The organism is Chlamydia sp. 16-02 (genome assembly GCF_042235055.1).
Lineage (GTDB): Bacteria > Chlamydiota > Chlamydiia > Chlamydiales > Chlamydiaceae > Chlamydia.
Genome location: NZ_CP114172.1, coordinates 169196 through 195137 on the forward strand (window position 1 = coordinate 169196; position 25942 = coordinate 195137).

A 25942-nucleotide genomic window follows, 5' to 3' on the forward strand; every position below is an offset into this window, starting at 1 on the left:
AAATAAATTAAACTCACCTTCTTGTATTCTAGTAGTATTGACAACTAACTATGCTCAGTCTAACATGACTCTCTCTGAAACTGACAAAACTCCTATTGTATTTTGAAAGAGTATAAATTAGAAAATATTCGAAATTTTTCTATTATTGCGCATATTGATCACGGAAAATCTACAATTGCAGATCGCTTACTTGAAAGTACGAGTACCGTTGAGCAAAGAGAGATGCGTGAGCAGCTCCTTGATTCTATGGATCTTGAAAGGGAGCGCGGTATCACTATTAAAGCCCACCCCGTAACTATGTATTATGAATACAATGGCGAAGTTTATCAGCTTAACCTCATAGATACCCCCGGTCACGTAGATTTTTCTTATGAAGTATCACGATCTTTAGCTGCATGTGAAGGAGCTTTACTCATTGTTGACGCAGCTCAAGGTGTGCAAGCTCAGAGTTTAGCCAATGTTTATCTAGCATTAGAGCGTGATTTAGAGATCATTCCTATTTTAAATAAGATTGATTTGCCTGCTGCTAATCCTGAGAGAATTCGGAAACAAATCGAAGATTACATAGGATTAGACACTACTCATGCGATTGCCTGTTCAGCAAAAACTGGAGAAGGAATTTCAGAAATTCTTGAGGCCATAATTGAACTAATTCCTCCTCCAAAACTTCCCGAGGAAACTGAACTAAAGGCTTTAATTTTTGACTCTCATTACGATCCTTATGTAGGGATCATGGTATATGTTCGTGTTATCAGTGGAGAAATTAAAAAAGGTGATCGTATTACCTTTATGGCAACAAAAGGTTCTGCTTTTGAAGTTTTAGGTGTTGGAGCTTTCCTTCCTGAAGCCACTTTAATTGAGGGATCACTAAGAGCAGGCCAGGTAGGTTATTTCATTGCCAATTTGAAAAAGGTAAAAGATGTAAAAATCGGTGATACTGTCACTACAGTAAAACATCCAGCAAAAGTGCCTTTAGACGGATTCAAGGAAATTAATCCTGTAGTTTTTGCTGGCATTTATCCTATTGATTCATCAGATTTTGATACTTTAAAAGATGCTTTAGGTCGTCTACAGCTTAATGATTCTGCTTTAACTATAGAGCAAGAAAGTAGTCATTCTCTAGGTTTCGGCTTTCGCTGTGGATTTTTAGGCCTGCTACACTTAGAGATTATTTTTGAAAGAATTATTAGAGAATTTGACCTTGATATTATTGCTACAGCACCCAGTGTAATCTATAAAGTCGTCTTAAAAAATGGAAAAACACTATTAATAGACAACCCTACAGCCTACCCCGACCCCTCAATTATTGAGCATTTGGAAGAACCTTGGGTACATGTAAATATCATCACTCCTCAAGAATACCTAAGTAGTATTATGAATCTGTGTTTAGATAAGCGCGGTGTGTGCCTAAAGACGGAAATGTTAGATCAGCATAGGTTAGTCCTTTCTTATGACCTCCCTTTAAATGAAATCGTCTCTGATTTTAATGATAAATTGAAATCCGTAACCAAAGGTTATGGGTCCTTTGATTACCGTTTAGGAGATTATCGCAAGGGCTCAATTATAAAGCTTGAAATTTTAATCAATGACGAACCCGTTGATGCTTTTTCATGTCTAGTACATAGGGACAAAGCAGAAGCCCGAGGAAGAAGTATTTGTGAAAAGCTTGTTGATGTAATCCCACAGCAACTCTTTAAAATCCCTATTCAAGCTGCTATCAATAAAAAAGTAATCGCTCGAGAAACCATTCGTGCTCTTTCAAAAAATGTCACTGCAAAGTGTTATGGTGGAGATATCACGAGAAAACGCAAGCTCTGGGAAAAACAGAAAAAGGGTAAAAAGCGTATGAAAGAGTTTGGTAAAGTTTCTATTCCCAATACAGCTTTTATTGAAGTTCTTAAAATAGATTAATTCATTCTACCCAAAAATCAATATTTTCAAGTGGTACTCCCTACTCTCTTTGCTGCTATCGCACAAGCAATCGAAACTTAAATATTTAGAATAAATAAAAAATAAAAAGAAGGGGTACAGAAGTACCCCTAAAGAAACAAGAGACTTGTCAGGAGAGCTAGCCATTATGGCAGAATCCCTACATTTTTTCAAAAATTATTTTATAAGCGTTGTAGTTTTAGTTCCTATCCAATCTGTATGGTAAAATTCTCCTCGAGGCCTGTCCTTACGTTCATACGAGTGTGCTCCGAAATAATCTCGCAATCCTTGAGCTAAAGCTATTGAGGAATCTTTTGTTCGATAACCATCATAGAATGTTAAAGCAGCTGCTAAACAAGGCACGGGATATCCTGAGCCAATTGCATAAGCAATCGTTCTACGCCATCCGGACTCAGAGTTTTGCAGTGTGGATTTGAAATAAGTTTGTAAAATTAGTGAAGGTGCTTGAGGTTCATTTTCAAAACCTTTATGGATAGCGTCTAAAAATACGCTTTGGATAATACATCCCCCTCTCCACAATAAAGCTAGCTCTCCGAAATTTAGATTCCATTGATGCTCTTCTGATGCCTGTTTCAACAGCATGAATCCCTGAGCATAGCTAATGATCTTTGAAGCATATAGTGCCTGGAACACATCTTCGATAAAAAGATGAGGATCTTTAGGTTTTTCAAAAACTATAGGAATACCAGGAAGCTCTTTTGCTGCCTGTTCTCGAACAGTTTTCCATGAAGAAAGAAAGCGTGCTAATACAGATTCAATAATCAAAGAAAGAGGAACTCCAGAATCAATAGCATCCATTGCAGTCCATCGACCTGTACCTTTTTGCCCAGCAACATCTAAAATTGTATCAATAACTGGAGAGCCGTCAGGACCTTTTAAAGAAAGTACCTCTACGGAAATTCTCATAAGGTAGCTTTCTAATTCCCGACTATTCCACTCAGAAAAAATTGCTGATACGGCTTCAGGAGATATATCTAAACGTGTTCTTAGCAATCCATAAGCTTCGCAAATTAATTGTATATCTCCGTATTCAATCCCATTATGTACAGTTTTTACATAATGTCCTGCCCCGCCAGGGCCAACCCAACAACAACAGGGATTACCATTAACCTTAGCAGAAATACCTTGAAAAATAGGCGCTATAGACGGCCAAGCCTCACTATTGCCTCCTGGCATAATAGAAGGCCCGTACCTAGCTCCCTCTTCGCCTCCAGAAATCCCCATACCTATAAAAAGAATGCCTTTTTCCTTAAGGTCCCGACATCGCCTTTCCGAATCTTTATAGTAGCTATTTCCTCCATCGATAATAATATCTCCGGCTTCAAGATAAGGTAGTAGCAATTCAATACTTTGATCTACAGGAGTTCCTGCTTTGATCATAAGCATTACTTTTCTAGGACGTTTTAAAGAACAAACAAAAGCTTTTAAATTTTCATGACCCTGAAGGTTTGTGCCTTGAGAATGCTCCTGAAGAAACTCTCGGGTCTTCTCTGGACTCCGATTGTAGACAGAAACAGAAAAACCATGATCTATCATATTTAATACAAGGTTTTTCCCCATAACCGCTAAACCAATTAGCCCAATATCTGCTTGCTCTGCCACTAGTCCTCCTCAACACTTAAATTAGACGCAAAACTAATTTTTTCTTTTTCCCCTGTGCTAATAAAACATATTGATTGTAACACACTTGAGAGTCTTCAAACACACTTTGCTCATCAGCTATGGGGTCGCTATTTACATAGAGACCTTTTTGTTCAATTAATCTTCTCGCTTCTCCTTTAGAGTTGCAAAATCCTACTTCAACAAAGAGATCTATCCATCGTTTCCCGATAGTTTGTCTTCTCTCTAAAGACACTCCCTGTCCCATAGCAATAAGATCTTGGAAATCCTTTTCAGAAACTGAAGATACCTTACCGGGATGCATACTTTGAGTAACCGTCTGGGCCTCCTTTAGCCCATCTTTACCGTGTATAGAAGCTACTATAGTTTCAGTAACAAACTTTTTCACAGCTATAGGATCCGAAAGAAATTGCTGATCTAAATCAAAGATTTCCTCATTACTCAATAAAGTTAGCGTACGTGCTATTTTAGAGATCTCTGAATCTGGTAATCTTAGAAAGTACTGGTATAGCTCGTAGGGAGATGTCAGAGCAGGATCTAACCAAATAGTTCCCGACTCAGTCTTTCCGATCTTCTTACCTTGACTATTTGTTAATAAAGGATAAGTCAAGCCGTAGGCCTGTCCCAGTCCTCTACGACGAATATAATCAATTCCAGAGGTAATATTCCCCCATTGATCGCTCCCGCCGCACTGTAAAGATATGCCATACTTTTCAAATAAGTGGGCGAAATCATACGATTGCAAAAGTATGTAACTAAACTCAGTATAGCTAATGCCCTCTTCAGATTGGATACGCTGTTTAATTGTATCCTTGCCCAGCATCGTTCCCAATCTAAAATGCTTACCTACGTCCCGAAGAAAATCGATGACTGTAGTATTTTTAAACCAATCCATATTATTCACTATTTGCACTCCAGGCAAATAGTGAGAGAGGCATTCGGAAAGCTTCTGACTGTTGTGCTCTACCTGATTACTTTCCAATAGGGTGCGTTCTGTGCTTTTCCCTGAAGGATCTCCTATCATTCCCGTGGCAGAGCCTACTAAGGCCACAGGAGTGATACCGAAATTTGCCATTCTACGTAGAAAGCATATTCCTATCCAATGTCCAATATGAAGAGAGGCTGCTGTAGGATCAAACCCAAGATATGCGGAAGTAGAAGAGGTTACACTGTCTAATCCAGAGGAAAAATCTTCTAAAATTCCTCTATCCTTCAAATGTCTTATGAAATCCCGCATGGCGACTACAAAAAAATCTTAATAATTGAAGTACCATCTTAACCATCGGTCTTCTTATATGCAAGATTCCCTTCTAAGTTTAATATCATAAAGAAAAAATAATAGAAAAAAAATCCGTTTTTATATTAAAATATATCGATTTTTTTATCTTTTAAAGGTTTCTTGTGGCTGCTATAACTTCAAATTCAATCAACACTGCAAGTATTCAACAAGTACAAAGTAAAACAGGGAAATTTGTTCCCTCCACCTTGTGTGTGCGGATCACTTCCGCAATTCTTATTACTCTAGCAATTTTAGCTGTAGTAGGAAGCTGTGCAGCTTTAATACTTACTACAAATCTCTGGTTCTTATTGTTAAGTGCTGCCGGAGGACTATTCTTAAGTCTTGGAGTTATTATAAACTTTATGCTTCCTGTTAAGAAAGAAGCCCAACATATTTGTTAAAGGAAGGCTGATAAAGCCGCTCGAAGTTTAATAAGGGCTTTGGAATGAATTTGGGACACACGCGATTCGCTAACTCCTAAGATTTTTCCAATCTCCTTAAGAACTAGCTCCTCGTAATAATATAGGGCCATGACTTTTCGTTCCTTCTCCTCCAGGCCCTCTATAGCATTTGCTAAAAACGAGGAGAATTCTTTTCTATCGACGATATCGTATCCTGTTTCCGCTCGTTCATCAGGAATACGTTCTTCTAAAGCTACACCAGGTTCCCCATCGGATAATGAAGGTCTTTCCTCATTCAAAGAGATAATCAATGCAGGACGCGCTGAAATGAACCAACCAGAAAGCTCTTGTTGGGAAATTTGGAAATACTCACACAGATCTCCGTCAGTGGGCTCTCTTCCTAGAGACTGTCTTAGAGTATCCATTGCATCTGAAAGCTTATTTGCCTTTTGATGAACACTTCTTGGGACCCAATCTTGCTTCCTTAAATCATCAATAATCGCAGCTTTTATTAAAAATAGGGCATATCCCTCAAAGCGACGACTTTTCTCTGGATCAAAACGCTCTACGGCCCGTACTAATCCTTCAACTCCGGAAGCATACAGATCTTCGGTTTTTACATGGGAAGGCATACCTGAAATCAAACGGTGAACTACGCATTTGACTAAATGTAGGTAAAAATCGATTAGATTATCTCGATACTCAATCGCTTGAGTCTCCCAGTATAAATCCCAAATCTCAGAAATGTTTTGCGTATTTTGTGTTTTCACAAATTTTTTTCTTCGGTAATTATTTTAAGAATAAATAAAAAAAATATTTTAAACAATATTCTAATTAAAATAATTTATTCATTTTAATTAGATTGATTTCGTAATTAAAGTGTCAAAACCTCATCTGAAACAGACCCCAGTAAAGAAATAGGGATTTCTTCAGGAAGTTCATTATGCGATAAAACAAGAAGATCTGGGAAGTGAGGTTCGATCATTTTCCTTAATTCAAAACGAGATTCGCATCCGGTAACAATAGCTCGAAACCCTCCGTCTTCTGATTGCTCTAGGAGATGTTGCACTTGATGAACAACTTTATCACACATTAAGGGATTAGATTTTGAGTATAAGTCACCTATCATTCGTTCTACATGTGAATCCACGGTGATAATTTCTAAAGTATTTTCCTTATCCCAAAGAGCTCTTCCTATATGTTTACCTAAATATTTTCTGATCTTCTCAGAAAGGATTTCCAAACTTTCTTCATGAGATCCATATAACGCTATTGCTTCCAATATCTTAGGAAACAACCTTAAGGATACGCGTTCTTTAACCAGAGCCTTTATTAAAAAAAGAAGAGAGTTTTCAGAAATTTTTTTCGGAATGATCTCATCAATGGAGATTCCAAAAACGTTTTGCGTGTCTCTTATCAGAACTTTAATATGTTTTCCATGAATAGCGTCTGGAGCTAGATTTCTTAGTATTGGCAAAAGATCACTCAAAGATATTTCTTTGATAGAAAAATGTTGCCCACCATAACTTAACGAAGCTTTTTTCTCACTATGAACAATCCGTATTTCCCTAGGCAACAAAACTCCTGTTTCATTGAAGATAACTTCACAAGCTTGCGTATATATTTCTCTGGGATTAGTTCCTCTATAATCTATTGGAAGTAATAGCTGTATTTGTTGAAACTCTTCGGGTATAAGTTCAAGTCCTTGAATATTACCTTTCTGTTTATGTGCCATGAATAGCGCTATCACAAAGACAAGTATAGGCCCCTTAGGAGTTCCCGAAATAAATAGCAATGAAGAAAGCAAAATAGCGATTATTTTAAAATGAGTCCTAGCTTGCTCATAATAATCCATCATATGCTCAAGCAAGGATTCTTTTTGCCCTACCTTGGATATCAACGTAGCTGCGGCACACGATGTCAGTAAGGCCGGTACTTGACTTACTAGGGCATCTCCTACCACTGTTAGCCATAAGTTATTCGCAACACCATCTAAAGAGTATGAAAAGTAAAAAGCAGCTATAGAATTGATAATAAGCAAAATACAGCTAACAATCGCATCCCCTTTTACAAAGCGAAAAACTCCTTCCATAGAGGAAAAGAAATCACTCTCCTCAAAAAGATCTCGTTTTTGCTTTTCAACATCAATACTAGACGCCCTTCCAGATAAAAGATCAGCATCCAATGACATCTGCTTTCCAGGGAGCGCTTCTAAAACAAATCGTGCACGAACTTCGGCCACTCTTTCCGATCCCTTAGCAATCACAAGGAAATTAACTAGAAAGAAGAGACAGCAGGCAACAGTTCCTGCTCCCAAACTTCCTAGAGAAAAGAAATTTCCTAATGAAAAAATCATAGGTGAAGCCCAACCTGAAGATAAAATCAATCGGGTTGACGCAAGATTTAACCCCAGACGAAATAAGCAAAGATAGAGAAATAATGAGGGAAAGAGCTTAGCCTCATAACTAGATTTTAAAGAAAATACCCAAAAGACAGCAGTTAAAGACAGGATGAAATTGATACACAGACCAGTATCTAAAATCTCTTGAGGTAAAGGTATTAAAAAAGAAAGAAGAATGCCCAAGGGAATGAGAGCCATTCTCCATAGTTTCTCTTGTTTGCTTGTCACCAAGCTCCTCCCTTCTGAGACTCTCTTATTTTCTTCAATAATGACAAAAAATATATATCTTCAAGAAAAACTCTTATGTCACAAAATAGAGAATTTTAGTTTATGTTTATCTTGTAGACTATTTTCTTCTATGCTAACGTCTTTATTTCTTAGAGACATTTGTACGGAGTATAGCGCAGCCTGGTTAGCGCGGTTGCTTTGGGAGCAATAGGTCGGGGGTTCGAATCCCTCTACTCCGAATTGTTTGGTTCTTTATAACAAAAGATTTTCAAGGAATCCGATGGCAAAGTTAATCATTTCATCTGATAACGAAACACAAGAGTTTGAGCTGGAAGATGGTTCTAGTATTGCTGAACCCTGTGAATCTTCTGGTGTTCCTTTTGCTTGTACTGAGGGTGTCTGCGGTACGTGTGTTATTGAAGTTTTAGAAGGACAAGAGAATCTTTCAGATTTTACTGATGAAGAGAAAGATTTTCTTGGCGAACCTGAAGATTCCAACGAACGTTTAGCCTGTCAGTGTAAAATCAATGGCGGATGCGTTAAAGTCACCTTTTAGATCCATTCTTAAAATAATGTGAAATATTAAGATGTTTACATTTGCATAATTGTAAACATCTTGATCTTTTTATTTATTAAATCAAAAAATAAAGAATTTCATTTTCAAACAGAGATATTTTCTTTCTCTCTCAGTCTTTCAGAGACAAATTTCTTGAAAAAAAACCTCCTGTATCTTAAGGACATATAATTTAAAATATTGATTATGTTTAGCTTTTAAAAAAATCAATATCTTATGTCACAGCCTATCAATACTCACGGATCGTCTCATCCTATTCCTGGGACACCTTTTTCTGTAACACAGCGTAGCCAAAATAAACAGGGAATCGCTAAGAGAGTAGCTCTTGCCACCGTGGCCGCTTTATCCCTTGTGGGGTTTGTGACAACCCTCGCTTTAGCTATTACCCTGACTATGCCAGCTCTTGCAGCCGCTGTCGTGGTGTTCTCTATAATCGCTGTAGCTTGCTGTGTTCTTCTTAGGAAGACACCTGCAAGAGTCGCTCCTCTTCCTCAACCTATAGAAGAAGGAATTCCTGAACGTCCCGGCTTGACTATTCCAGAATTTACTCCACCTCCCACACTTCAACCAGTGAGAAAGACCGAAGGACAGCCTTCTCCTATTGACAGACCTACAGAAACTCCCGCACCAGCCCCAATACAACCTCAGGATGTACCCGCATCCCTATTACTTATCCCTAGTGCTCAACAACTACTTAATGGCTGGTCACAACTCCCTTCCTCAAATTCTATTAATACACCCCAATTCGATGCCATCGATCCTACAACCACCTTCAAAGGTTGGAAATTTCCGAATACTAAAACTATCCTAGTATCTACCTGCGGTGATATTACCCAACCTAGATTTATCACACAGGGTCTTTCCCCCATGCTGGTAAACGCTGCTAACAATACGATGTACAGAGGAGGAGGAGGGACAAATAAGTTCTTCACAAAAGCAGTAAGCCCAGAAGGATGGCATAACTCTACAGAAAACAAAGGAGAGTTACAAATTGGCGAGTGTACTGCTGGAAAATGGATAAATTCTGACGGCACAAACAATGATTCTAATCCTGCAGGCCCTGCATTCCTTGCACAACTTTTAGGACCTATGGCCAGCCAGCTAAATAATGACCCAGAGAGATGCTATCAAGTTGTTACTCAAGCTTATGAAAACTGCTTAGCTAAGGCTTTAGAGAAAGGCTCTAAATATGTTCAGGTCCCTCTTATCTCATCTAGCATTTACGCCCCCTCCATTAATTTAGTTGTAAATGGACGTAGTGTTCGCAATCAATGGATAGATGCTGTGAAAGCTGCTTTGGTAACTGCTGCTCAAAACTTTGCAATACAAAATCCTAATACAGAGATGATTCTTGTCGTTACTGACATAAACAATCCTCCCTTAGGATAGAATAAGATAGGTCAGGAAAAGTCGTGCATCTTAAATAGAAATCTTATTTGAGGTGCATGATAATTTTTCCGCAAAAATGACTATCATTCCTTTCTTAGATCTTCCGAACATCTATTGCCTAAATATATTTTAGGACCTAGTTAAAAATTTTCTGGTATTTAGTTAAAAGATCCTTTCAAGAATAGCCTCCTAGTTCAAATCTAAGTTGCCAACTTTGTTGTGTAGCATCTACTATATCCACAAATATTAGATAATAAGATATAAGCAATTAAGAAAAATACGCATGAAACTATAATAAAGCATTACTTTTGCTTAAAACATAGATTGTACGATTTTTCGCTCACTGCAAATATACGGGTCAACGTTAAAGCACCCCGATGACTACATGACAAATATCTCTCTTGCCCCATCCTTTGAACAGACGCAGCATTCATCTGAAATACTTCCTAAAAAAAGTTATGAGGCATCAAGAGTTTTCCATATTATTACGCTTATCATTACAGCTTTAGCAACACTTGGAGCAGTTATTTCTTCTGTAATTACAGGAATTCTCCCTCTTCTTTCTATCTGTGCTTTAGCTATTCCACTATTCCTTATATCCCTTTTCCTTCTTAGAAAATCATGGTTACAAACTAAAACACCCAAAAGAACAGATATAAAATCTCTTCCGAAGAGTTTACCCTTCCTTCTTGAAATCAATGAAAATACAAAGCACACAACAATCTTGGAACAATACGGAGAGGTAATTACAGACTGGAATAGTCTACCTCGTATTTTTGGAGAAACTACACCCTCTCTACTTAATAAGGCTTGGAAAATTAATCATTCAAAGACAGCTTTATTTGCCACCACAGGAGTTATCTATTCCCCACGTGTTCATTGCTGCTGCAATCTTCTGATCATGTTAGAACATAATACAAGCATTTCAAACCTAGACACATTAAATATTTCTTGTGAAATTCCTAATATACAAGAGGGGCAGTGTGTTTCCATGCCTTGGAAAAACTCTGACGGATCTAGCAATAAGAAGAAACTTGGCCTACCAAATTTCCTAGGTTTCATTCAAGGACCTGATCCTGAATCCCATAACCATCATCCCGTTGTGGCATTTGCTCTAGCAAAAACTGCCTATACAAATTGTTTAAATGAAGCTGTCAATCAAGGTGCTGATATGATTCAAGTGCCCTTAATATCTACAGCACCATCTCAGCTTTCTCAAAATCCTCAAGAGGCTGCTTCTTGGAAAGCAGCTATACAAACAGGCCTAGTTACTGCGTTAACTAAATTCGCAACCTCATATCCCGAAACAATTATGAACGTTGTTGTCGTGAGTTCTCCTGGATTAGGACTTTCTCTATAAAATTAAAACTATAAACAACTAATTCTGAATGTAATATAAATTTATTAAATAAAAATTATCAAAAATAAATTATTTTATTTTTAAATTTATTTATAATTTTAATTATGTCGCCAAAAAAAATTTCATCGGATAATAATCCGTTACCACCACATCAAATATTTAATTTAACTCCTAAAGAGCGTTTCTCTTTAAAAGGATGTCTGAATAGGGTTTTATATAATCCACGCACCAGAGAGACTACTCAGAAGGTTCTTGCAATCCTAGGAGGAATCGCTCTGGTTGCTGGAGTTGCTTGTGGAATTACTTTAGGAGTACTTGGAGCCCCAGGCTTAGCAGTTGCTACAGCTGTAGGGATTACTCTGGGAACAATTTTATTAGGAACATCTCTAGCACTTTTACCTAGTGGTACTAAAGGAAATATCAGGAAAAGAATTCACGGTGCGTTTGAAAAAAGTAGAGACTATGATTTTCTTTCTAATGATCTTGCTGAGACTTTGAAAGCAAATTTTAAGGAAAGTTTTTCTCTACCCAAAGACATGCAGTCTTCTAGTGTAGAAGATGTCAATGTATTCACAACGAAAAGCAACTCTAACGTCCGGTTGGCAACATTTAAAATTCCAACCTTCTTTTCTCCGATTGTATCTCACGGTACAGAAGTATCTCGGGTTTGTTTCATACCTCCCGAAGCCGATCTCACACATCCTAATACTATTCACAATAGTGCTTTAGATTTGTTTAAATTCGAAACTGGGGATCACAATTGGAACGCAAACTTAACGGCATTTTCCCAAACACCTAAAATTCCTGGGAAATGGGCACGCACGGAATGGATAAATTCTAGATATTCCTCACCTCAGGATAATAATCCAAAGCATCTCATTAACATATGGAATCCCTTTGGGCATTACCCAAAAACAGCAAATGAACGACCTGGGGATAAACGTCATCCTCTTTATGGCAAAGGCAGCTTAGAAGATCAAAAAAAGATGTTTGTTGCACTCTTTAAATCCTTAATTTCGGATGGAGTACACAATATCGGGATTTATGGACACGATATCATGTTCCCAAAAGATCACAAAAACGAATTCTATATCAATACATTCGCACCACTTGATGCACAATTCGAAAGTAGGGTGTTAGTCGCGTTATCTTTAGCCCTATCTGAAGTAGCTAATGATAGAAATAGCAATCTAACTGTGTGTCTTTACGGCATAGGAGGCAACCCACTGCGCCAAAATAAACCTATAATCTATGGAACAATCGATGATTTCGACGATGACGATTAAAGAAAAACTTTTCTTAAAAATTTCTATCGCGGTCTTCACAAATCTACGCTACTTAAGCATGGTCTATTGCTAAGCCTTGATCCTTCTTAATTCATAAGAATAAGTTGTATACATTTCATTTGAAATTAAAATTTTTAAAATAGAAATGTTATTGCAAATCTAACATCTTTATTAGACCAAGATTTTCCTTTACTGAATCTATTCTTTTCTTTTTGATGAATACCCTTAAATGGGTTAAAATTTATTGTCGTTTTTACTCCAGAGCTATTTTGCTCTCTTTTAGTTAATAAATCTTCATGCCCACAATAAAAATTATTTTAGGTTTTTATGGTTATTTCGCCCTCTAAAAAACAAGCTACTAGACGTTATACGCACTCAGTTAAAATTGGGAATCTTTATGTAGGCAGTGAGCATTCGATAAAGACACAGTCTATGACAACAACACCGACTGCGGATGTTGAAGCTACAGTTGCACAGATCTGTGCTTTAGTAGAAGCCAAATGCGAAATTGCTCGCGTGACTGTACAAGGAATCAAAGAAGCTCAGGCGTGTGAACATATTAAAGAACGTTTACTTGCTATGGGAATTGATGTCCCTCTTGTAGCAGATATTCATTTCTTTCCTCAAGCAGCGATGCATGTTGCTGATTTCGTAGATAAAGTACGTATTAATCCAGGAAACTTCGTTGACAAACGCAATATGTTCACTGGAAAAACATATACAGATAAAAACTATGCTGACAGCCTTCTTCGATTAGAAGAGAAATTCACTCCCCTTGTGGAAAAGTGTAAACGCTTAGGCAAAGCTATGAGAATTGGCGTGAATCACGGTTCCCTATCCGAACGTGTTATGCAGCGTTATGGAGATACTATAGAGGGTATGGTGGTTTCTGCTCTTGAATATATCGAAGTGTGCGAAAAACTTGACTATCGTGATGTTGTTTTCTCTATGAAATCTAGTAATCCGAAAGTCATGGTTGCTGCCTATCGTCAGCTAGCAAAAGATCTCGATGCCCGTGGCTGGCATTATCCCCTACACCTAGGTGTTACCGAAGCAGGGATGGGTATGGATGGGATTATCAAGTCTGCAGTAGGTATCGGCACTCTCCTTACAGAAGGTTTAGGAGATACTATTCGCTGCTCATTAACAGGATGTCCTACTACAGAGATTCCTGTTTGCGAAAGTTTACTAAAGCACACTACGACGTACCTTGATCTTCCTAAAAAAGAAAATCCTTTCGCTTTAGAAAATTCAGAAAGCTTCGTCAATGCTTCTAAAAAAATCACAAAAACAACCCCTTGGGGTTCTGTTTACGGTGTTTTCATTAAACTTATAGAAGAACATCTTTTAAACAATCCTATTGAAAAGCTACTTGAACAACTCGGCGTTAATCCCACAAACGGCAAAAAAGATTTTACAGCTCCCGATGGAGTAGTTGTTCCGAAAAGTTTTATAGGGACTTCTCTTGTGAAAAAATTAAAAGAACACATGTTGGTTTTCCATCATCATGAAGTCCCTTGTCTTTATGATTATAACGAAGAAATATGGAATAGCGACCAAGTAGTAAACGCTCCCTTTGTTCACTGTCACGCTACAACTCCGTTTATTCACAGCACAAGAGCATTCTTCGAAAAGAAACAGTGTGCAGAGCAACCTGTAAAACTAGTGTTTTCAAAAGATCTTGACGATGAATGTGAAGCAGCTGTGTCTATAGCTACAGAATTCGGGGCGCTTCTTCTTGATGGCTTAGGTGAAGCTGTAATTTTAGATCTTCCTAATATCCCTCTACCCGCTATTCGAGAAATTGCTTTCGGCACTTTACAAAGTGCTGGCGTACGCTTAGTAAAAACAGAATATATTTCTTGTCCTGGATGCGGAAGAACGCTCTTCGATCTTCCTGAAGTGACAAAACGTATTCGAGAGAGAACAAAACATCTTGTAGGATTAAAAATTGCTGTTATGGGATGTATTGTTAATGGGCCTGGAGAAATGGCAGATGCTGATTTTGGATTTGTAGGATCTAAAACGGGGATGATCGACCTCTATGTAAAACACACATGTGTGAAAGCGCATATTCCTATGGAAGATGCTGAAGAAGAACTTGTCCATCTTTTACAAGAACATGGTGTATGGAAAGATCCTGAATAATAGGTTTTTAACTATGACGCAATCAAATTCTGAAAATAATCTAATTAAACTGACCTTTCCAGAACTTTCTGATCTGCCTTTACGTCATGGATTATTTCCCAAACAAAAAGATGCGGAAGGCTACGTCTATGTTCCTAAAAACGAACACATCCGCAAAAATCTAGGTGCCGAACGTTTCTGCGACCTTCATCAGGTACACAGTACAAGCTTACGCCACGCTACGTATACGACCCCTGCAGGATGTCCTGCAGATGGGTTGTATACCCAAGATCCCCTGATTTCTTTACATATCCGTCATTCGGATTGTCAGCCAGCTATCTTTTATGATCCAGAAAAGCATGTTATTGCCAATGTGCATTCAGGATGGCGAGGGCTCGTGGGTAATATTTATGCTGTAACAATAGCCACGTTGAAACGTGTTTATAACTCGCATCCTCAAGATTTAATTGTCGTTATCGGTCCTTCTTTAGGACCTGACTACGCGATTTACCCTGATTATAGAGAACTGTTTCCTCCAAGCTTCTTTACTTTTATGCCGAAAGAAAATCATATGGACTTCCGAGCTATCGCCAGAAAACAGTTATTAGATCAGGGAATTTCTAGTTCTAAAATAACAATCTCCGAAAGATGTACGTATACTGAGCATGAGATTTTCTTCTCTTCTCGTTATCGCAACTATCATCCGGAGCCCAATGTGATAGATACACCAATAAAAAAGAACAACGTTACAGCTGTTCTTCTTCTTCCTAGATAACAAACCTAAAAATCAAGCAGACTTTCTGGTTGCTCTATAGCATCTTTGATTTTGATAAGGAAACCTATAGCTTCTTTGCCATCGATAATCCGATGATCATAGCTAAAAGCAACATACATCATATCTGCAATAGCTATGGTATTATCAATAACTACAGGGCGTTTTTCTATTTTATGCATGCCTAATATCCCCACTTGAGGAGGATTAATAATAGGCGTAGAAAGTAAAGAACCGTAAACACCACCATTAGTAATGGTGAAGCTTCCTCCCTCAAGCTCTGGAACAGAAATCAGACCGTCACGAGCTCTACTTGCCAAATCTGCAAGCCTTACTTCAATATCCCCGCTAGAGAGCTTATCACAATCACGAATCACAGGAACAACAAGACCTCTATCTGTTCCTACAGCAATAGAAATATCATAATATTGACGATAAACGATTTCATCACCGTCAATATATGCATTCACACGAGGATAAGCCTTTAATCCTTCAATAACTGCTTTTATGAAAAAAGACATCAAGCCCAATTTCACATTATAACGAGAAGAAAAGGTCTCTTGTTTCTCCTTCCGAAGCTTCATAAGAGGAGTCATATGAATCTCATTAAATGTTGTTAACATTGCTGATTCATGAAGAGCTGAAACTAAACGACGAGAAATCGTTTTGCGTATTGAGGACATACGCTCACGTACTTCATTTTTAGATCCTGAAGATTGTGGTGTATTCTGAATTTTATCACGTAAAGGAACAAAATTCTTTCCCTCTGCAGGAGGTTCGTGAGCTTTAGATCTTGGGAAACAAATAATCTCCGCGTCTACAGGTTCAGTAGCAGGAGTTTCCTCTATAGGGCTGTCAGGAACAGCTTCATTGGCATCATAGATTTTAGCAACTATCCCTCCAACAGCAACAATATCTCCTTCAGCAACTGACCAGATAATCCTTCCAGATGTAGGAGCATAGATAAGCTGATTTACCTTCTCGCTTTCGATCTCCATAATACCTTGATTCTCCTGAACCAGACTTTCTGAAGTCACCAAAAGAGAAGCTATTGTTACTTCGCTTATGGATTCAGCGACATTGGGAATGCGTACTTCTGTAATCATACATTACCTAGAGAAAACAACGTTTCCATTAATGTTAAAAATTCTTGTTGGCTAAGACGTGCAGATCCTGTAGCTGTAGAGCTACTTCTTGGTCTACTTATACATGTAAGTTTTTTAGGAAAAATCTCTTCAGTTGCCATAAATACGTAATCAAAAGCACCCATATTCTGAGGCTCTTCTTGAAGCCATACATAATGGTCGACTTTAGAATACTTGCTAATTAAAGAAAGAAGATCTTCGAGATATAAAGGATACAAACTCTCAATACGTAAACAAGCAAAGTCTTTCTTACGTTCTTGAGGCAAAGCTCCTTTGAAATCATAATATACCTTTCCAGAACACAACACTAAAACCTTAGCATCGTAATTAGGTTCTACATCCTCAAGGATAGGACGAAATCCTCCAGGAACGGTAAATTCATCTATAAAGCTTGTACATTCAGGATGGCGCAAAAGCATTTTTGGAGTAAAGATCACTAAAGGCAAGGATAAATCCCTCTTCGTATGTTCACGAAGTATACGGAAATACTGTACAGGAGTTGAAGGTATAACAACTTGGAAATTCCAATTTGCAGCTAGTTGTAAATACCTTTCTATACGTGCTGAGGAATGTTCCGGTCCTTGGCCCTCATAGCCATGAGGTAAGAGAACAACAAGATCAGAATGTAAATCCCATTTTTGAATCGCAGAAGAAATATACTGATCGAAAATAATCTGCGCTCCATTAGAAAAATCTCCAAATTGCGCTTCCCATAAAACAAGTGTCCGCTCTGCTTGTTGAGCATAGCCGTACTCAAAACCTAAAACAGCATATTCTGATAATGGAGAATTATATATATCTACAGATCCTTGATCAGGGGATAGATGATATAGGGGCGTGTAGGTCTCTCCGGATTTCACATCACTCCATAACAAATGCCGCTGACTAAATGTCCCACGAATGGCATCTTGTCCTGAAAGACGTAAGGAAAACTTTTCTATTAATAAAGAAGCAAAAGCAAGCTCTTCAGCCATTCCCCAATCATAACCAATTTCCCCATTGGCCATTTTCATTCTCTTATCAAGAAGAGCTTTAACCTTAGGATGGGGTATGAAATTTTCAGGAAGACCACATAGTTTAGAACTTATATGAAATACAGTATCCCTGCTTAAAGAAACATCGATATCGTTTACTAATAACTCACCGAGATCCATACGATCACAATGACGACAATCTCTTTTAGGTAGAGTTTGACTTTCTTCCTGTTTTAATGTTTGAAATTCTTTACTGAGGATATCCTGAACACCTTTTTCGATTTTTGTTAGGTTATCCTCAGAAATTTCCGAAGAATAATTATCTAATAGATACTTCTTGTAGATCTCACGAATTGTTGATTTTTTCTTAATTTCATCATAAAGCAAAGGAGCTGTTATCGAAGGATCGTCACTTTCATTATGACCGTATTTCCGATAACAACAAAAGTCGATGATAACATCGCAATTAAATTCTTCACGTACTTTTAAAGAATATTCTATAGCTTGTAAGCAAGCAGTAACATCTTCAGCATTCACACGAAATACAGGAATCCCCAACATCTTAGCAATATCTGTACAGTAAGGTGTGGATCGTGATTCTCTAGGCTGCGCAGTGAATCCTATATGGTTGTTTACAACAATATGGAGAGTTCCTCCTGTAGAATACCCCGGGACCTGACTTAATTGTAGAGTTTCATAAACAATTCCCTGTCCTGAAAATGCAGCATCTCCGTGAACAAGAATCGCCAAACACGAATGCTCTTTTCCTGAGTCTACTTGATGTTGTAAAGCAGCAACAACACCCTCGACAACGGGGTCTACAGCTTCCAGATGGCTAGGATTTGGCAACATAACAAAGGTTACCTCCTCACCATTTTTACTATGAGATCTAGAAACATAGCCTTTGTGATACTTGACATCTCCGACAACATCCAAGCCTCGAACTTTAGGGTTATCTTCGAACTCCATAAATACATGAGAGTAAGGCTTCCCTAATACATTTGTTAAGACATTCAATCGTCCACGATGAGCCATACCAAGAATATAGTTTGTGATATCTTGAGTAACGCCATAGTGCACAAGATGTTCAAGCATGGGAATTAAGCTTTCAGCACCTTCTAAAGAGAATCTTTTCTGTCCTGTAAATTTTATCTGTAGAAATTCCTCAAAGAATGTCGCTTTACACATATCTTGATATGTGCGCAAAAGTTCGGTAGGAGATCTTTGAGGAGGCTTGCTCTCCATGAGCTTCCATACATATTCCTGTAATTGAGGAGAACACGTAAGGGTCTCTACAGAAATACTTCGGCAATAAAAGTTTTTTAGGGCCTGAATCAAATCACGAACAGGAACTTTAGTTTGGGGAAGCAGACCTAAAGAAGGGACAGTTTCATTAAGATCTATATTCTTAATCTTTTCTTGAATTAAAGGAGAAGGATTAGCAGGAGATAAAGGAGAAATCTGACTTTGTAGATAACCGTAATAGCGGTATATCATACAAAGAAAATGAGCTTTCTTTTCTTGTAAAGTAGCATATGCTTCTTCATTTCCAGAAGATACTGAAGCAGCACCTTCTTGACCTAATTGGTATCCTTCAAAAAAATATTTCCATGAAGGATCCAAGGTTTCATGATTTAGAAACCTTTGAAACATAGCCTCGATCCAGTCCATATCCGAAGAATGGACTTGTCCAGCAAACTCAGAATCCATATGATGTTTGTTCTCGATAGATGCGATCTGAATTTCGTTTCATAGCAAATTTTTATTTTTCAAAAAAAACAATCTTTGCTTTTTTTTCTATTATTGAAAAAAAGCAAGGGATACATTACATCTGCTCTCTAGAATACAGGATGGTGCCCACTAGATGAAAAGTGAACGTCTCAAAAAACTCGAATCTGAATTACGTGACTTAACCCAGTGGATGCAATTGGGTTTAGTACCAAAAAAAGAAATCGATAGACATAAGGAAGAAATACGTTCTTTAGAAAACAAAATCCATGAAGAGAAGGAGCGTCTGCAACTTCTAAAAGAAAGTGGCGAGGTTGAAGAGTTTGTTACTCCAAGACGTAGTCCTGCAAAAACTGTTTATCCTGATGGACCAAGCATGTCAGATATGGAGTTTGTTGAAGCTACGGAAACAGAAATCGATATTGATCCAGGTGAAACTGTTGAGCTCGAACTTCCTGATGAAGATCGCGAAGAAGGTGCTGTAGAAATCGATTATTCCAGTGATGATGACGAAGATCCTTTCAGTGATCGCAATCGTTGGAGACGTGGGGGTATTGTTGACCCCGATGCTAATGAATGGTAAACAACCCTTAGCCCTTTACATCCATTTTCCTTTTTGCTCAAAGAAATGCCACTACTGTAGCTTTTATACGATTCCCCATAACCCGGAATCTGTAAGTTTGTATTGTAATGCGATTCTTCAAGAAGGATTGAGTAAGTTAGCTACTGTTCAAGATACATATTTTATCGATACTATATTTTTTGGTGGAGGAACACCTTCGTTAATTCCTCCCCATCATTTGCATAATATAATCAAAGTCCTAGCTCCTCATGCACAAGAAATCACTCTAGAAGCAAATCCTGAGGATTTATCCGAATCGTATTTAAGAGATCTTACTCTAACCCCCATTAATAGAATTAGTATTGGAGCACAGACCTTTCATGATCCCCTTCTTAAAGCTCTAGGAAGAATACACTCTGCATCAGCATCTATGGACGCTGTCCATCGTTGCTACGAGCATGAATTTAATAATATCTCCATAGATCTCATTTATGGTCTCCCTACACAATCTTTGGCGGACTTTCTTTCAGATCTTCATCAAGCTCTTAATCTACCTATTACCCACATCTCGCTTTATAACCTGACCCTAGATCCTCATACATCGTTTTATAAGCACCGTCGTATTCTAGCGCCCTCTATTGCTAATGATGATATATTAGCAGCCATGAGTCTCTCAGCCGAAGAACTTTTATCTTCGCGGGGATTTTCTCGCTATGAACTTGCCTCATATGCAAAATCTCAAGCAGAATCAAAACATAACCTCTACTACTGGACAGATAAGCCTTTTTTAGGGTTAGGCGTTTCTGCATCACAATATATTGATAATGTACGCTCAAAAAATTTCTCAAGAATCTCACAGTATCTACGTGCTGTGCGGAAAAATCTTCCCACTCATGAATCTACAGAATCCCTACCAGAAGAAGAACGTATAAAAGAAGCTCTGGCCTTAAGATTACGTCTTACCAAAGGAGCGCGATTAAAAGATTTCCCATCTTCACTAATACAATCTCTCACGTCCATTCCTCTAATTAAAGAACTGTTCAATCATAACGAGGAGTTTCTATTCTTAAATAAACAGGGTCGATTATTTCATGATACTATTGCTGAAGAAATCATGAATCTTTCTTTTTAATTTAATAAAAACATTAATAATTGTTATTAGCTTTTATTAAAAACAACAATTAATTGTTATTAAAAATATGAAAGATAAAATAGATAATAACTACACTACAGATTTATCATCTAATACTAGTAGAACAAGAGCAACGACAGATCCTGATCCATCTTTATTTACTCTGACAGGAACAACAATCACATCAATGAAAACCATTAATATGAATAACCAAAATATTAGTGGTTTACCTGAGCCTAGACAAGACTCGGATGCGGTATCTTTAGATTATTTAAAATCCAATTACGTATCAAAGAGTGATCCTCAATCTGGGTATCTCCCCACAACAGGTGGAACCATGACGGGGAATATTGATATGAGTGGTCATTCAATCATTAATGTAAAGATGCCTGAAAAAGCCCCAGGATCAACAGATTTAAATCCATCTGCTGCTGCAACTGTAAAGTATGTTATGGATACGGCTACTACAGTCACGAATAACCCTCAAATTAATGATGCAGTAAATAAAATCTCTGAGGTATCTACAAAAGTCAGTACTATTGAAGCTGCTTTAGGATTGACTTCAACTAACAATCCAGATCCAGATGCGCCACCCCCACCGGACACTTCGCTATTTGTAAAAATTGAAGGAAGTACCATGACGGGTGATCTAGACATGTCTCAACGTACTGTCAAGGGTTTAGGAACACCCACTGATCCTAAAGACGCGGTAAATGTTGAATACCTACAAGCTAGAGTCACAACACCACAGATTGGACTATTGGGGAATACAATATCTACTTCAACTACAGTCACAGGTGATTTCGATTGGAAAACAGCAGCTACACCTTCTCCAACACCAGCTTTACCAAGTCCATCACCCTCCGTGCCTACATCACCTCTCCCGAAACCATCACTTCCACAACCTATAAGAATGGGATCTGATGTAACCGCAGCAACAACCACAGGGCCAACGGCAACTCCAAAAACTGATAATATAATTACCACTCCGGTAACAGAACAGTATTTAAAGATTGAAGACTCTGATACAAAAACTATCAAAGTTCTTGCTCCAGGAATTGTCACACTATCTGTGACAGCCAACTGGTCTGGGGGTTCTACTGCAAATATTGGTGTGATACTAAATCCATCTACAACGACAACAAGTGGATCTAGTTCGGGGTCAAGCAGCAGTGCAACTCCTTCAAATACTGATACAGTAATCTACAGCGTTGCTGCTTTAAGTTCTGGACAAAATTTATTTTGTCAAATTCCTGTTCAAAATCCTTCTGACCTTAAATTAAAATTCACTCCTCCGACAACTGGTGGTAGTGGTAGTGGAGGAAATGATCTAACTGTTACTTCTTGGTCATGGCAAGCAACTCTTCTTCCATCAACATTCCCAACTACATCCTCTCCATCTACACCGTAGTTCCTTAAAATAAGGCTAAGTTTATTCTTAGCCTTATTCCATAATTTAATAAGCGGCTCCCACAAAAGATACTACCCATGTTTGTTTAGAAACTGCTGGAGCAGATGTAACATCGAAGCTTAATGTTGTTGAAGTAGATGCTTGTGTGCCCTCAACAAACACATAAGTCTTTCCTATCAATGTAGTATCAGACTTACCTGTCACTCTATAGCACTCTGTTTTTGTACCACCAGTAGGCGTGAGGGATAGTATACAACTGACATCTGTAGCTGGAGTAGGCGTTCCAGGTGGCGAAGGAGGAGTTGGTTGAGTAAAATCATAGATAAAAGAAACGCAATAAATGCCTCTACGCAATAGTGTCGCACTAGTTTCACTATTAGATGTAATGTACTTATCAGAATTTTGAGACTTTGTATAATCTGGGGTTGAAGGTGATCCGCTATTCGTCTGTTTTAAACAAACAAAAGAAACGTCCATACCCGTCCATTTTGGATATGAAGTATTCTTCCCTATTTCTTGTAGAGTTTCTGTAAGGTCATTTACAGCAACAATTCTTTGAAGATTATCTTTTGGAGTTGCCGTAGAAATAGCTCCAACAGCTGAAACACCACTTGCTGTAGCACCTGTTATTGCAAGATTTTTAATGGTAGGTTCTGGATCTGTGGGTGTACTTTGCTCGCTTTTTTTGAATCCTAAATTGCCAGTCATAGAGTTTCCTCCAGCACGCACTAACCATTTTGCTTCAGAGGATTTCGAAAGTGTTCCATTGGATGGCGTTCCTAAATCTTTTATAATTTTATCTAAACCATCTTGTGAAGTAAGTTGATTTATACGATCGATAAGATCGGTTACTTTAGCAGCAAGAGAACCTATATCTTCTGAGACCATACCTACAGAAGCCATATCATTATCATTAACAACAGTGGTTTTATATGATGTAGGCAGACCAACCACAGTGTTACTGCTCCCCATATCGATATCCCCAATCATCAACCCACCTGTCGTCCTTAGAAAGATTCCTCTTGTAGTGACGCCTCCCTTTTGAAGATAATCACTAAGATCACTTTTTAAAGCGATACTCCCACTAGCAGGATCTCCAGATCCACGAGCTATATTTGTAATTCTTTGATTCGAAACGTTCCAAGGTTTACGCATAGCATTCTCGGTAACACCATCACCTCCGCAAGAAAATTGAATCTGATCGTCAGGAATAGTTTTTCCAGAATTTTGCGCTTTTATATCTTTAATTATATTTTTCATTTTTTAATTTATTAAACTTATATTGATCAATTTTTAATAAACAAATAGAACAAAATATTTTTTTTAAATATAAAAATTATTTAATAATAAAAATGTCGACGGATTTACGGAGGAAAAGCTAAGGTATATTGATCGAAAAACAAGGAGAATACTGTGCCCCAACAAAGTATTATGTCGACGATCGTTAATTTAATTTTTTTCCTATCGCCGTCCGTACCTGTATTGATTTTTTATAGACTCTTATTTAAAAATGAACCCCTAGCTCCTAAAAAGCATTTTAAAAAGTACAAGAATCTTATATACCTCTGTGCTTTTATTATTATCGCCACCCCGATCTTATGGAATGTATTGTACATCTGCGCCATGGCCTCTGGGAAAATAAGAATGCGTAAGCATGTGCCCTCTATGGATCCATCTTATGTAAAACTGATGGGCACGCCTATTCTCGTCTTATTTGTCTGGTCAATAATAGAACCATTCATTCTTTGTAAGAAAATGCGTAAAGTAAAAAACCATTACGCAAAACTTGCTAAAGAAGCAGAAAGTACTCCTGTAAAACAAGAGCAACCTCTTGTTGAAAGATGCTGCTCAGAAGGTTCTTGCTGCAGCAATATGGATATCTAAGAAATTCATGATGAGAAACCTTTACTTCAAAGGTTTCTATCTTATTTCTAAACGAGAGGTTATCTCGGATTATGAAATAAAAAAATTGCCGGGGTCTTTGTGATTTGTTTAGTTACCTTATCAAGATCTGCAGATTGCAACCAAGTATTTACTGATCTTGTAGAGACAAACTCTTGATCTCCGGTAATGTCTACACCTACACATAGCTCAGCATATCCCGGTAGAGTTTCTAATAACGCTTGGAACGTATGAATATTACGATACGGCGTTTCAATACATATTTGCGTATGTTGTTTTCCTGAGCTACTCTTTATACAACGTTCCCTATCCCTAGGATTTTGTGGAAGGTACCCTAAAAAAGTAAAATTCTGTCCGGGCAATCCTGATAGCATTAGCGCTAATGTTATAGAACATGGACCTGAAAACGCCTGAATCGACAGATTAAGAGCACGAGCACGACGCACGAGTCCTGCTCCAGGATCCGCAATGCAGGGAAGCCCGGAATCTGAAACTAATCCCCAATTTTCCTGCTTTTTTATAATAGGCTCGAGATAAAAATCCCAAGCTTTTACAGAACGATCATTTTTATTTAGCACAGCGATGGGAAACTTATGTGTCTCTTGTACTTTCCAGAGACTAAGAAAAGCACGTCCCCCACGATCACTTTCTGCTATTAAACCTTGAAGTTTAGGGATAATCTCTCCGATAACCGCAGGCAAAAGGTCCACACGTCGATTACCTAAAGTATTTGGGAAAATATACAAAGTCATGAATTTGTCATCCTAATCAGCAAAGTTTCAACAGCTATTATAGAGTCTTGGACATTATTCTTAATAATACTCTCGGCATAAAATAAATAACTCAGAGCTTGATGAAGTCGTTCTTTCCCATAGGTAATGAAAAACCGATGCTTTCTATCTCCTGTTTCTTCTTCTAAACTACGCAGACCGTATAAGCATTGACCACGAAGAAAAGCTATCAATCCTAGAGGATCTTCTCCATGTTCATAGAGCAAAGCTCGTAGTAATGTCTGACTTTCTGAAGTATTCCTCTGCAAAATAGCATCACGCAATTTCCATAGAGATATTTGTTCTTTTTTTACTATAAAGCTTTCAATATCGCTATACTCGATTGCTGGCTTTTTCCCTATGCAACAGAGCAGCTTATGAAATTCTCCAATAAGGTTATGCATCTCCCCCTGAGGAAATTTCTTAATAAATGCAGAGGCTAGAGCTAAAGAACACGAGACTCCCAAAGACGTGGCTCTTTGAGAAAGAAGAACAGTCATACGCTTCTCTCTATCCGATTGCCACTCACCAAATAGTGATAGGGAAGCAGTAGAGGCTAAATCCTTACGTAAAGATTGAAAGAACGATTGTTTCGTAGTGAATAAAAATATAGTGAGATGTGGGTGAGGATTTTTGGCATAACGGATAAGAAAATCGCGAGTTTGTTGAGACAACTTCTCAGTTTGAAAAATAGAAATCACCTCTTTGGTGGCAAATAATCCATAAGATTCTGTCCACTTTGATAAATCACTAACTGTCAATCCCGAAGCATCGAATTCCTGAGCTTTCCCAGAGACAAGAAGCTCAATGCATACATTCTTATCCTCTTCAGAATTCGAACCAATGACTGTAAGAGCAGGAGCCTTTTCCTTATAGAATTTGGAAAAATCTTGGAAGCAAGTGTATTCTTGCATCTCCTAAACCTCCTAGC

Annotated in this window: 21 protein-coding genes and 1 tRNA gene; 13 read left to right on the forward strand and 9 right to left on the reverse strand. The window is 38.0% G+C overall.

Going from position 1 to position 25942, the window contains the following annotated elements; genetic code table 11:
- Nucleotides 1–102: 102 nt before the first annotated feature.
- Nucleotides 103–1911, forward strand: a complete 1809-nt coding sequence (gene lepA / locus O1W70_RS00680) for a translation elongation factor 4 (RefSeq protein WP_332381376.1) — start codon at nt 103–105, stop codon at nt 1909–1911.
- A 195-nt stretch (nt 1912–2106) separates the two neighbouring features.
- Here the strand turns inward: lepA and gnd are convergent, their stop codons facing one another.
- Together gnd and tyrS are read right to left on the reverse strand one after the other, a co-directional pair.
- On the reverse strand, nt 2107–3552 hold the full coding sequence (gnd, locus tag O1W70_RS00685; protein ID WP_332381375.1) for a decarboxylating NADP(+)-dependent phosphogluconate dehydrogenase: 1446 nt from the start codon (nt 3550–3552) through the stop codon (nt 2107–2109).
- Nucleotides 3553–3568: 16 nt separating this feature from the next.
- Nucleotides 3569–4807 carry a tyrosine--tRNA ligase gene (gene tyrS, locus O1W70_RS00690; protein ID WP_332381374.1) on the reverse strand — a complete coding sequence of 413 codons (1239 nt, stop codon included), beginning with the start codon at nt 4805–4807 and terminating at the stop codon, nt 3569–3571.
- A 164-nt stretch (nt 4808–4971) separates the two neighbouring features.
- Between tyrS and O1W70_RS00695 the strand changes: the two genes are divergently transcribed.
- Nucleotides 4972–5250: a hypothetical protein gene (locus O1W70_RS00695; protein ID WP_332381373.1), complete on the forward strand. Its 279-nt coding sequence runs from the start codon at nt 4972–4974 to the stop codon at nt 5248–5250.
- Here the strand turns inward: O1W70_RS00695 and O1W70_RS00700 are convergent.
- Together O1W70_RS00700 and O1W70_RS00705 are read right to left on the reverse strand one after the other, a co-directional pair.
- On the reverse strand, nt 5247–6020 hold the full coding sequence (locus O1W70_RS00700) for a FliA/WhiG family RNA polymerase sigma factor (protein ID WP_332381372.1): 774 nt from the start codon (nt 6018–6020) through the stop codon (nt 5247–5249). The two genes, O1W70_RS00695 and O1W70_RS00700, sit on opposite strands and share 4 nt — an antisense overlap.
- A gap of 104 nt (nt 6021–6124) precedes the next feature.
- A complete protein-coding gene (locus tag O1W70_RS00705) occupies nt 6125–7849 on the reverse strand; it encodes an EscV/YscV/HrcV family type III secretion system export apparatus protein (RefSeq protein WP_332381675.1) in 1725 nt (574 codons plus the stop codon).
- Nucleotides 7850–8043: 194 nt separating this feature from the next.
- On the opposite strand from O1W70_RS00705, the gene O1W70_RS00710 reads away from it, so the two are divergent.
- The 7 genes from O1W70_RS00710 to pgeF all read left to right on the forward strand — a co-directional run bounded on the left by O1W70_RS00710 (nt 8044) and on the right by pgeF (nt 15390).
- Nucleotides 8044–8118 (forward strand) — tRNA-Pro (locus O1W70_RS00710).
- 41 nt (nt 8119–8159) lie between these two features.
- A complete protein-coding gene (locus O1W70_RS00715) occupies nt 8160–8435 on the forward strand; it encodes a 2Fe-2S iron-sulfur cluster-binding protein (protein ID WP_332381371.1) in 276 nt (91 codons plus the stop codon).
- A 234-nt stretch (nt 8436–8669) separates the two neighbouring features.
- Entirely contained in the window at nt 8670–9842 is a 1173-nt protein-coding gene (locus O1W70_RS00720) for a macro domain-containing protein (protein WP_332381370.1), read from the forward strand.
- A gap of 385 nt (nt 9843–10227) precedes the next feature.
- On the forward strand, nt 10228–11202 hold the full coding sequence (locus O1W70_RS00725) for a hypothetical protein (RefSeq protein ID WP_332381369.1): 975 nt from the start codon (nt 10228–10230) through the stop codon (nt 11200–11202).
- A 104-nt stretch (nt 11203–11306) separates the two neighbouring features.
- Entirely contained in the window at nt 11307–12488 is a 1182-nt protein-coding gene (locus O1W70_RS00730; protein WP_332381368.1) for a hypothetical protein, read from the forward strand.
- A 327-nt stretch (nt 12489–12815) separates the two neighbouring features.
- The gene (locus O1W70_RS00735) at nt 12816–14636 is read left to right on the forward strand and encodes a 4-hydroxy-3-methylbut-2-en-1-yl diphosphate synthase (protein ID WP_332381367.1); all 1821 of its coding nucleotides are present in this window, start codon (nt 12816–12818) and stop codon (nt 14634–14636) included.
- Between the two features lie 13 nt (nt 14637–14649).
- Complete coding sequence (gene pgeF, locus O1W70_RS00740; protein WP_332381366.1) at nt 14650–15390, forward strand: peptidoglycan editing factor PgeF; 741 nt, start codon at nt 14650–14652, stop codon at nt 15388–15390.
- A 5-nt stretch (nt 15391–15395) separates the two neighbouring features.
- On the opposite strand, the gene sucB is transcribed toward pgeF, so the two are convergent.
- Nucleotides 15396–16493 carry a dihydrolipoyllysine-residue succinyltransferase gene (sucB, locus tag O1W70_RS00745; protein WP_332381365.1) on the reverse strand — a complete coding sequence of 366 codons (1098 nt, stop codon included), beginning with the start codon at nt 16491–16493 and terminating at the stop codon, nt 15396–15398.
- A complete protein-coding gene (locus O1W70_RS00750) occupies nt 16490–19216 on the reverse strand; it encodes a 2-oxoglutarate dehydrogenase E1 component (protein ID WP_332381364.1) in 2727 nt (908 codons plus the stop codon). Before O1W70_RS00750 ends, sucB begins: the two co-directional genes overlap by 4 nt.
- A 154-nt stretch (nt 19217–19370) precedes the next feature.
- Here O1W70_RS00750 and O1W70_RS00755 point away from each other — a divergent pair, with 154 nt between their 5' ends.
- The 3 genes from O1W70_RS00755 (at nt 19371) to O1W70_RS00765 (ending at nt 22339) form a co-directional block, all read left to right on the forward strand.
- Complete coding sequence (locus O1W70_RS00755) at nt 19371–19817, forward strand: hypothetical protein (protein ID WP_213240747.1); 447 nt, start codon at nt 19371–19373, stop codon at nt 19815–19817.
- Nucleotides 19807–20928 (forward strand): radical SAM family heme chaperone HemW, encoded by a 1122-nt coding sequence (gene hemW / locus O1W70_RS00760; protein WP_332381674.1) that lies wholly within the window; start codon nt 19807–19809, stop codon nt 20926–20928. Before O1W70_RS00755 ends, hemW begins: the two co-directional genes overlap by 11 nt.
- A 67-nt stretch (nt 20929–20995) precedes the next feature.
- Nucleotides 20996–22339, forward strand: coding sequence for a hypothetical protein (locus tag O1W70_RS00765; RefSeq protein WP_332381363.1), 1344 nt, complete (start codon nt 20996–20998; stop codon nt 22337–22339).
- A gap of 45 nt (nt 22340–22384) precedes the next feature.
- Here O1W70_RS00765 and O1W70_RS00770 read toward each other — a convergent pair whose 3' ends face one another.
- Nucleotides 22385–23599, reverse strand: a complete 1215-nt coding sequence (locus O1W70_RS00770) for a hydrolase (protein ID WP_332381362.1) — start codon at nt 23597–23599, stop codon at nt 22385–22387.
- 171 nt (nt 23600–23770) lie between these two features.
- Between O1W70_RS00770 and O1W70_RS00775 the strand changes: the two genes are divergently transcribed.
- Nucleotides 23771–24223 (forward strand): hypothetical protein, encoded by a 453-nt coding sequence (locus O1W70_RS00775; protein WP_332381361.1) that lies wholly within the window; start codon nt 23771–23773, stop codon nt 24221–24223.
- 59 nt (nt 24224–24282) lie between these two features.
- Here the strand turns inward: O1W70_RS00775 and O1W70_RS00780 are convergent, their stop codons facing one another.
- Both O1W70_RS00780 and O1W70_RS00785 read right to left on the reverse strand, forming a co-directional pair.
- On the reverse strand, nt 24283–24993 hold the full coding sequence (locus tag O1W70_RS00780) for an SAM-dependent methyltransferase (RefSeq protein WP_332381360.1): 711 nt from the start codon (nt 24991–24993) through the stop codon (nt 24283–24285).
- A complete protein-coding gene (locus O1W70_RS00785; protein ID WP_375797241.1) occupies nt 24990–25925 on the reverse strand; it encodes a DNA polymerase III subunit delta in 936 nt (311 codons plus the stop codon). The genes O1W70_RS00780 and O1W70_RS00785 overlap by 4 nt, the downstream gene beginning before the upstream one ends.
- Nucleotides 25926–25942: the final 17 nt, after the last annotated feature.

What these genes read in the sequence shown, in the direction of transcription:
- tyrS (WP_332381374.1), bottom strand. Translation starts at nt 4,807, where the DNA reads ATGCGGGATTTCATAAGACATTTGAAGGATAGAGGAATTTTAGAAGAT.
- O1W70_RS00705 (WP_332381675.1), bottom strand. Translation starts at nt 7,849, where the DNA reads ATGGCTCTCATTCCCTTGGGCATTCTTCTTTCTTTTTTAATACCTTTA.
- O1W70_RS00715 (WP_332381371.1), top strand. Translation starts at nt 8,160, where the DNA reads ATGGCAAAGTTAATCATTTCATCTGATAACGAAACACAAGAGTTTGAG.
- O1W70_RS00720 (WP_332381370.1), top strand. Translation starts at nt 8,670, where the DNA reads ATGTCACAGCCTATCAATACTCACGGATCGTCTCATCCTATTCCTGGG.
- O1W70_RS00725 (WP_332381369.1), top strand. Translation starts at nt 10,228, where the DNA reads ATGACAAATATCTCTCTTGCCCCATCCTTTGAACAGACGCAGCATTCA.
- O1W70_RS00730 (WP_332381368.1), top strand. Translation starts at nt 11,307, where the DNA reads ATGTCGCCAAAAAAAATTTCATCGGATAATAATCCGTTACCACCACAT.
- O1W70_RS00735 (WP_332381367.1), top strand. Translation starts at nt 12,816, where the DNA reads ATGGTTATTTCGCCCTCTAAAAAACAAGCTACTAGACGTTATACGCAC.
- pgeF (WP_332381366.1), top strand. Translation starts at nt 14,650, where the DNA reads ATGACGCAATCAAATTCTGAAAATAATCTAATTAAACTGACCTTTCCA.
- sucB (WP_332381365.1), bottom strand. Translation starts at nt 16,493, where the DNA reads ATGATTACAGAAGTACGCATTCCCAATGTCGCTGAATCCATAAGCGAA.
- O1W70_RS00750 (WP_332381364.1), bottom strand. Translation starts at nt 19,216, where the DNA reads ATGGATTCTGAGTTTGCTGGACAAGTCCATTCTTCGGATATGGACTGG.
- O1W70_RS00755 (WP_213240747.1), top strand. Translation starts at nt 19,371, where the DNA reads ATGAAAAGTGAACGTCTCAAAAAACTCGAATCTGAATTACGTGACTTA.
- hemW (WP_332381674.1), top strand. Translation starts at nt 19,807, where the DNA reads ATGAATGGTAAACAACCCTTAGCCCTTTACATCCATTTTCCTTTTTGC.
- O1W70_RS00765 (WP_332381363.1), top strand. Translation starts at nt 20,996, where the DNA reads ATGAAAGATAAAATAGATAATAACTACACTACAGATTTATCATCTAAT.
- O1W70_RS00770 (WP_332381362.1), bottom strand. Translation starts at nt 23,599, where the DNA reads ATGAAAAATATAATTAAAGATATAAAAGCGCAAAATTCTGGAAAAACT.
- O1W70_RS00775 (WP_332381361.1), top strand. Translation starts at nt 23,771, where the DNA reads ATGTCGACGATCGTTAATTTAATTTTTTTCCTATCGCCGTCCGTACCT.
- O1W70_RS00780 (WP_332381360.1), bottom strand. Translation starts at nt 24,993, where the DNA reads ATGACTTTGTATATTTTCCCAAATACTTTAGGTAATCGACGTGTGGAC.
- O1W70_RS00785 (WP_375797241.1), bottom strand. Translation starts at nt 25,925, where the DNA reads ATGCAAGAATACACTTGCTTCCAAGATTTTTCCAAATTCTATAAGGAA.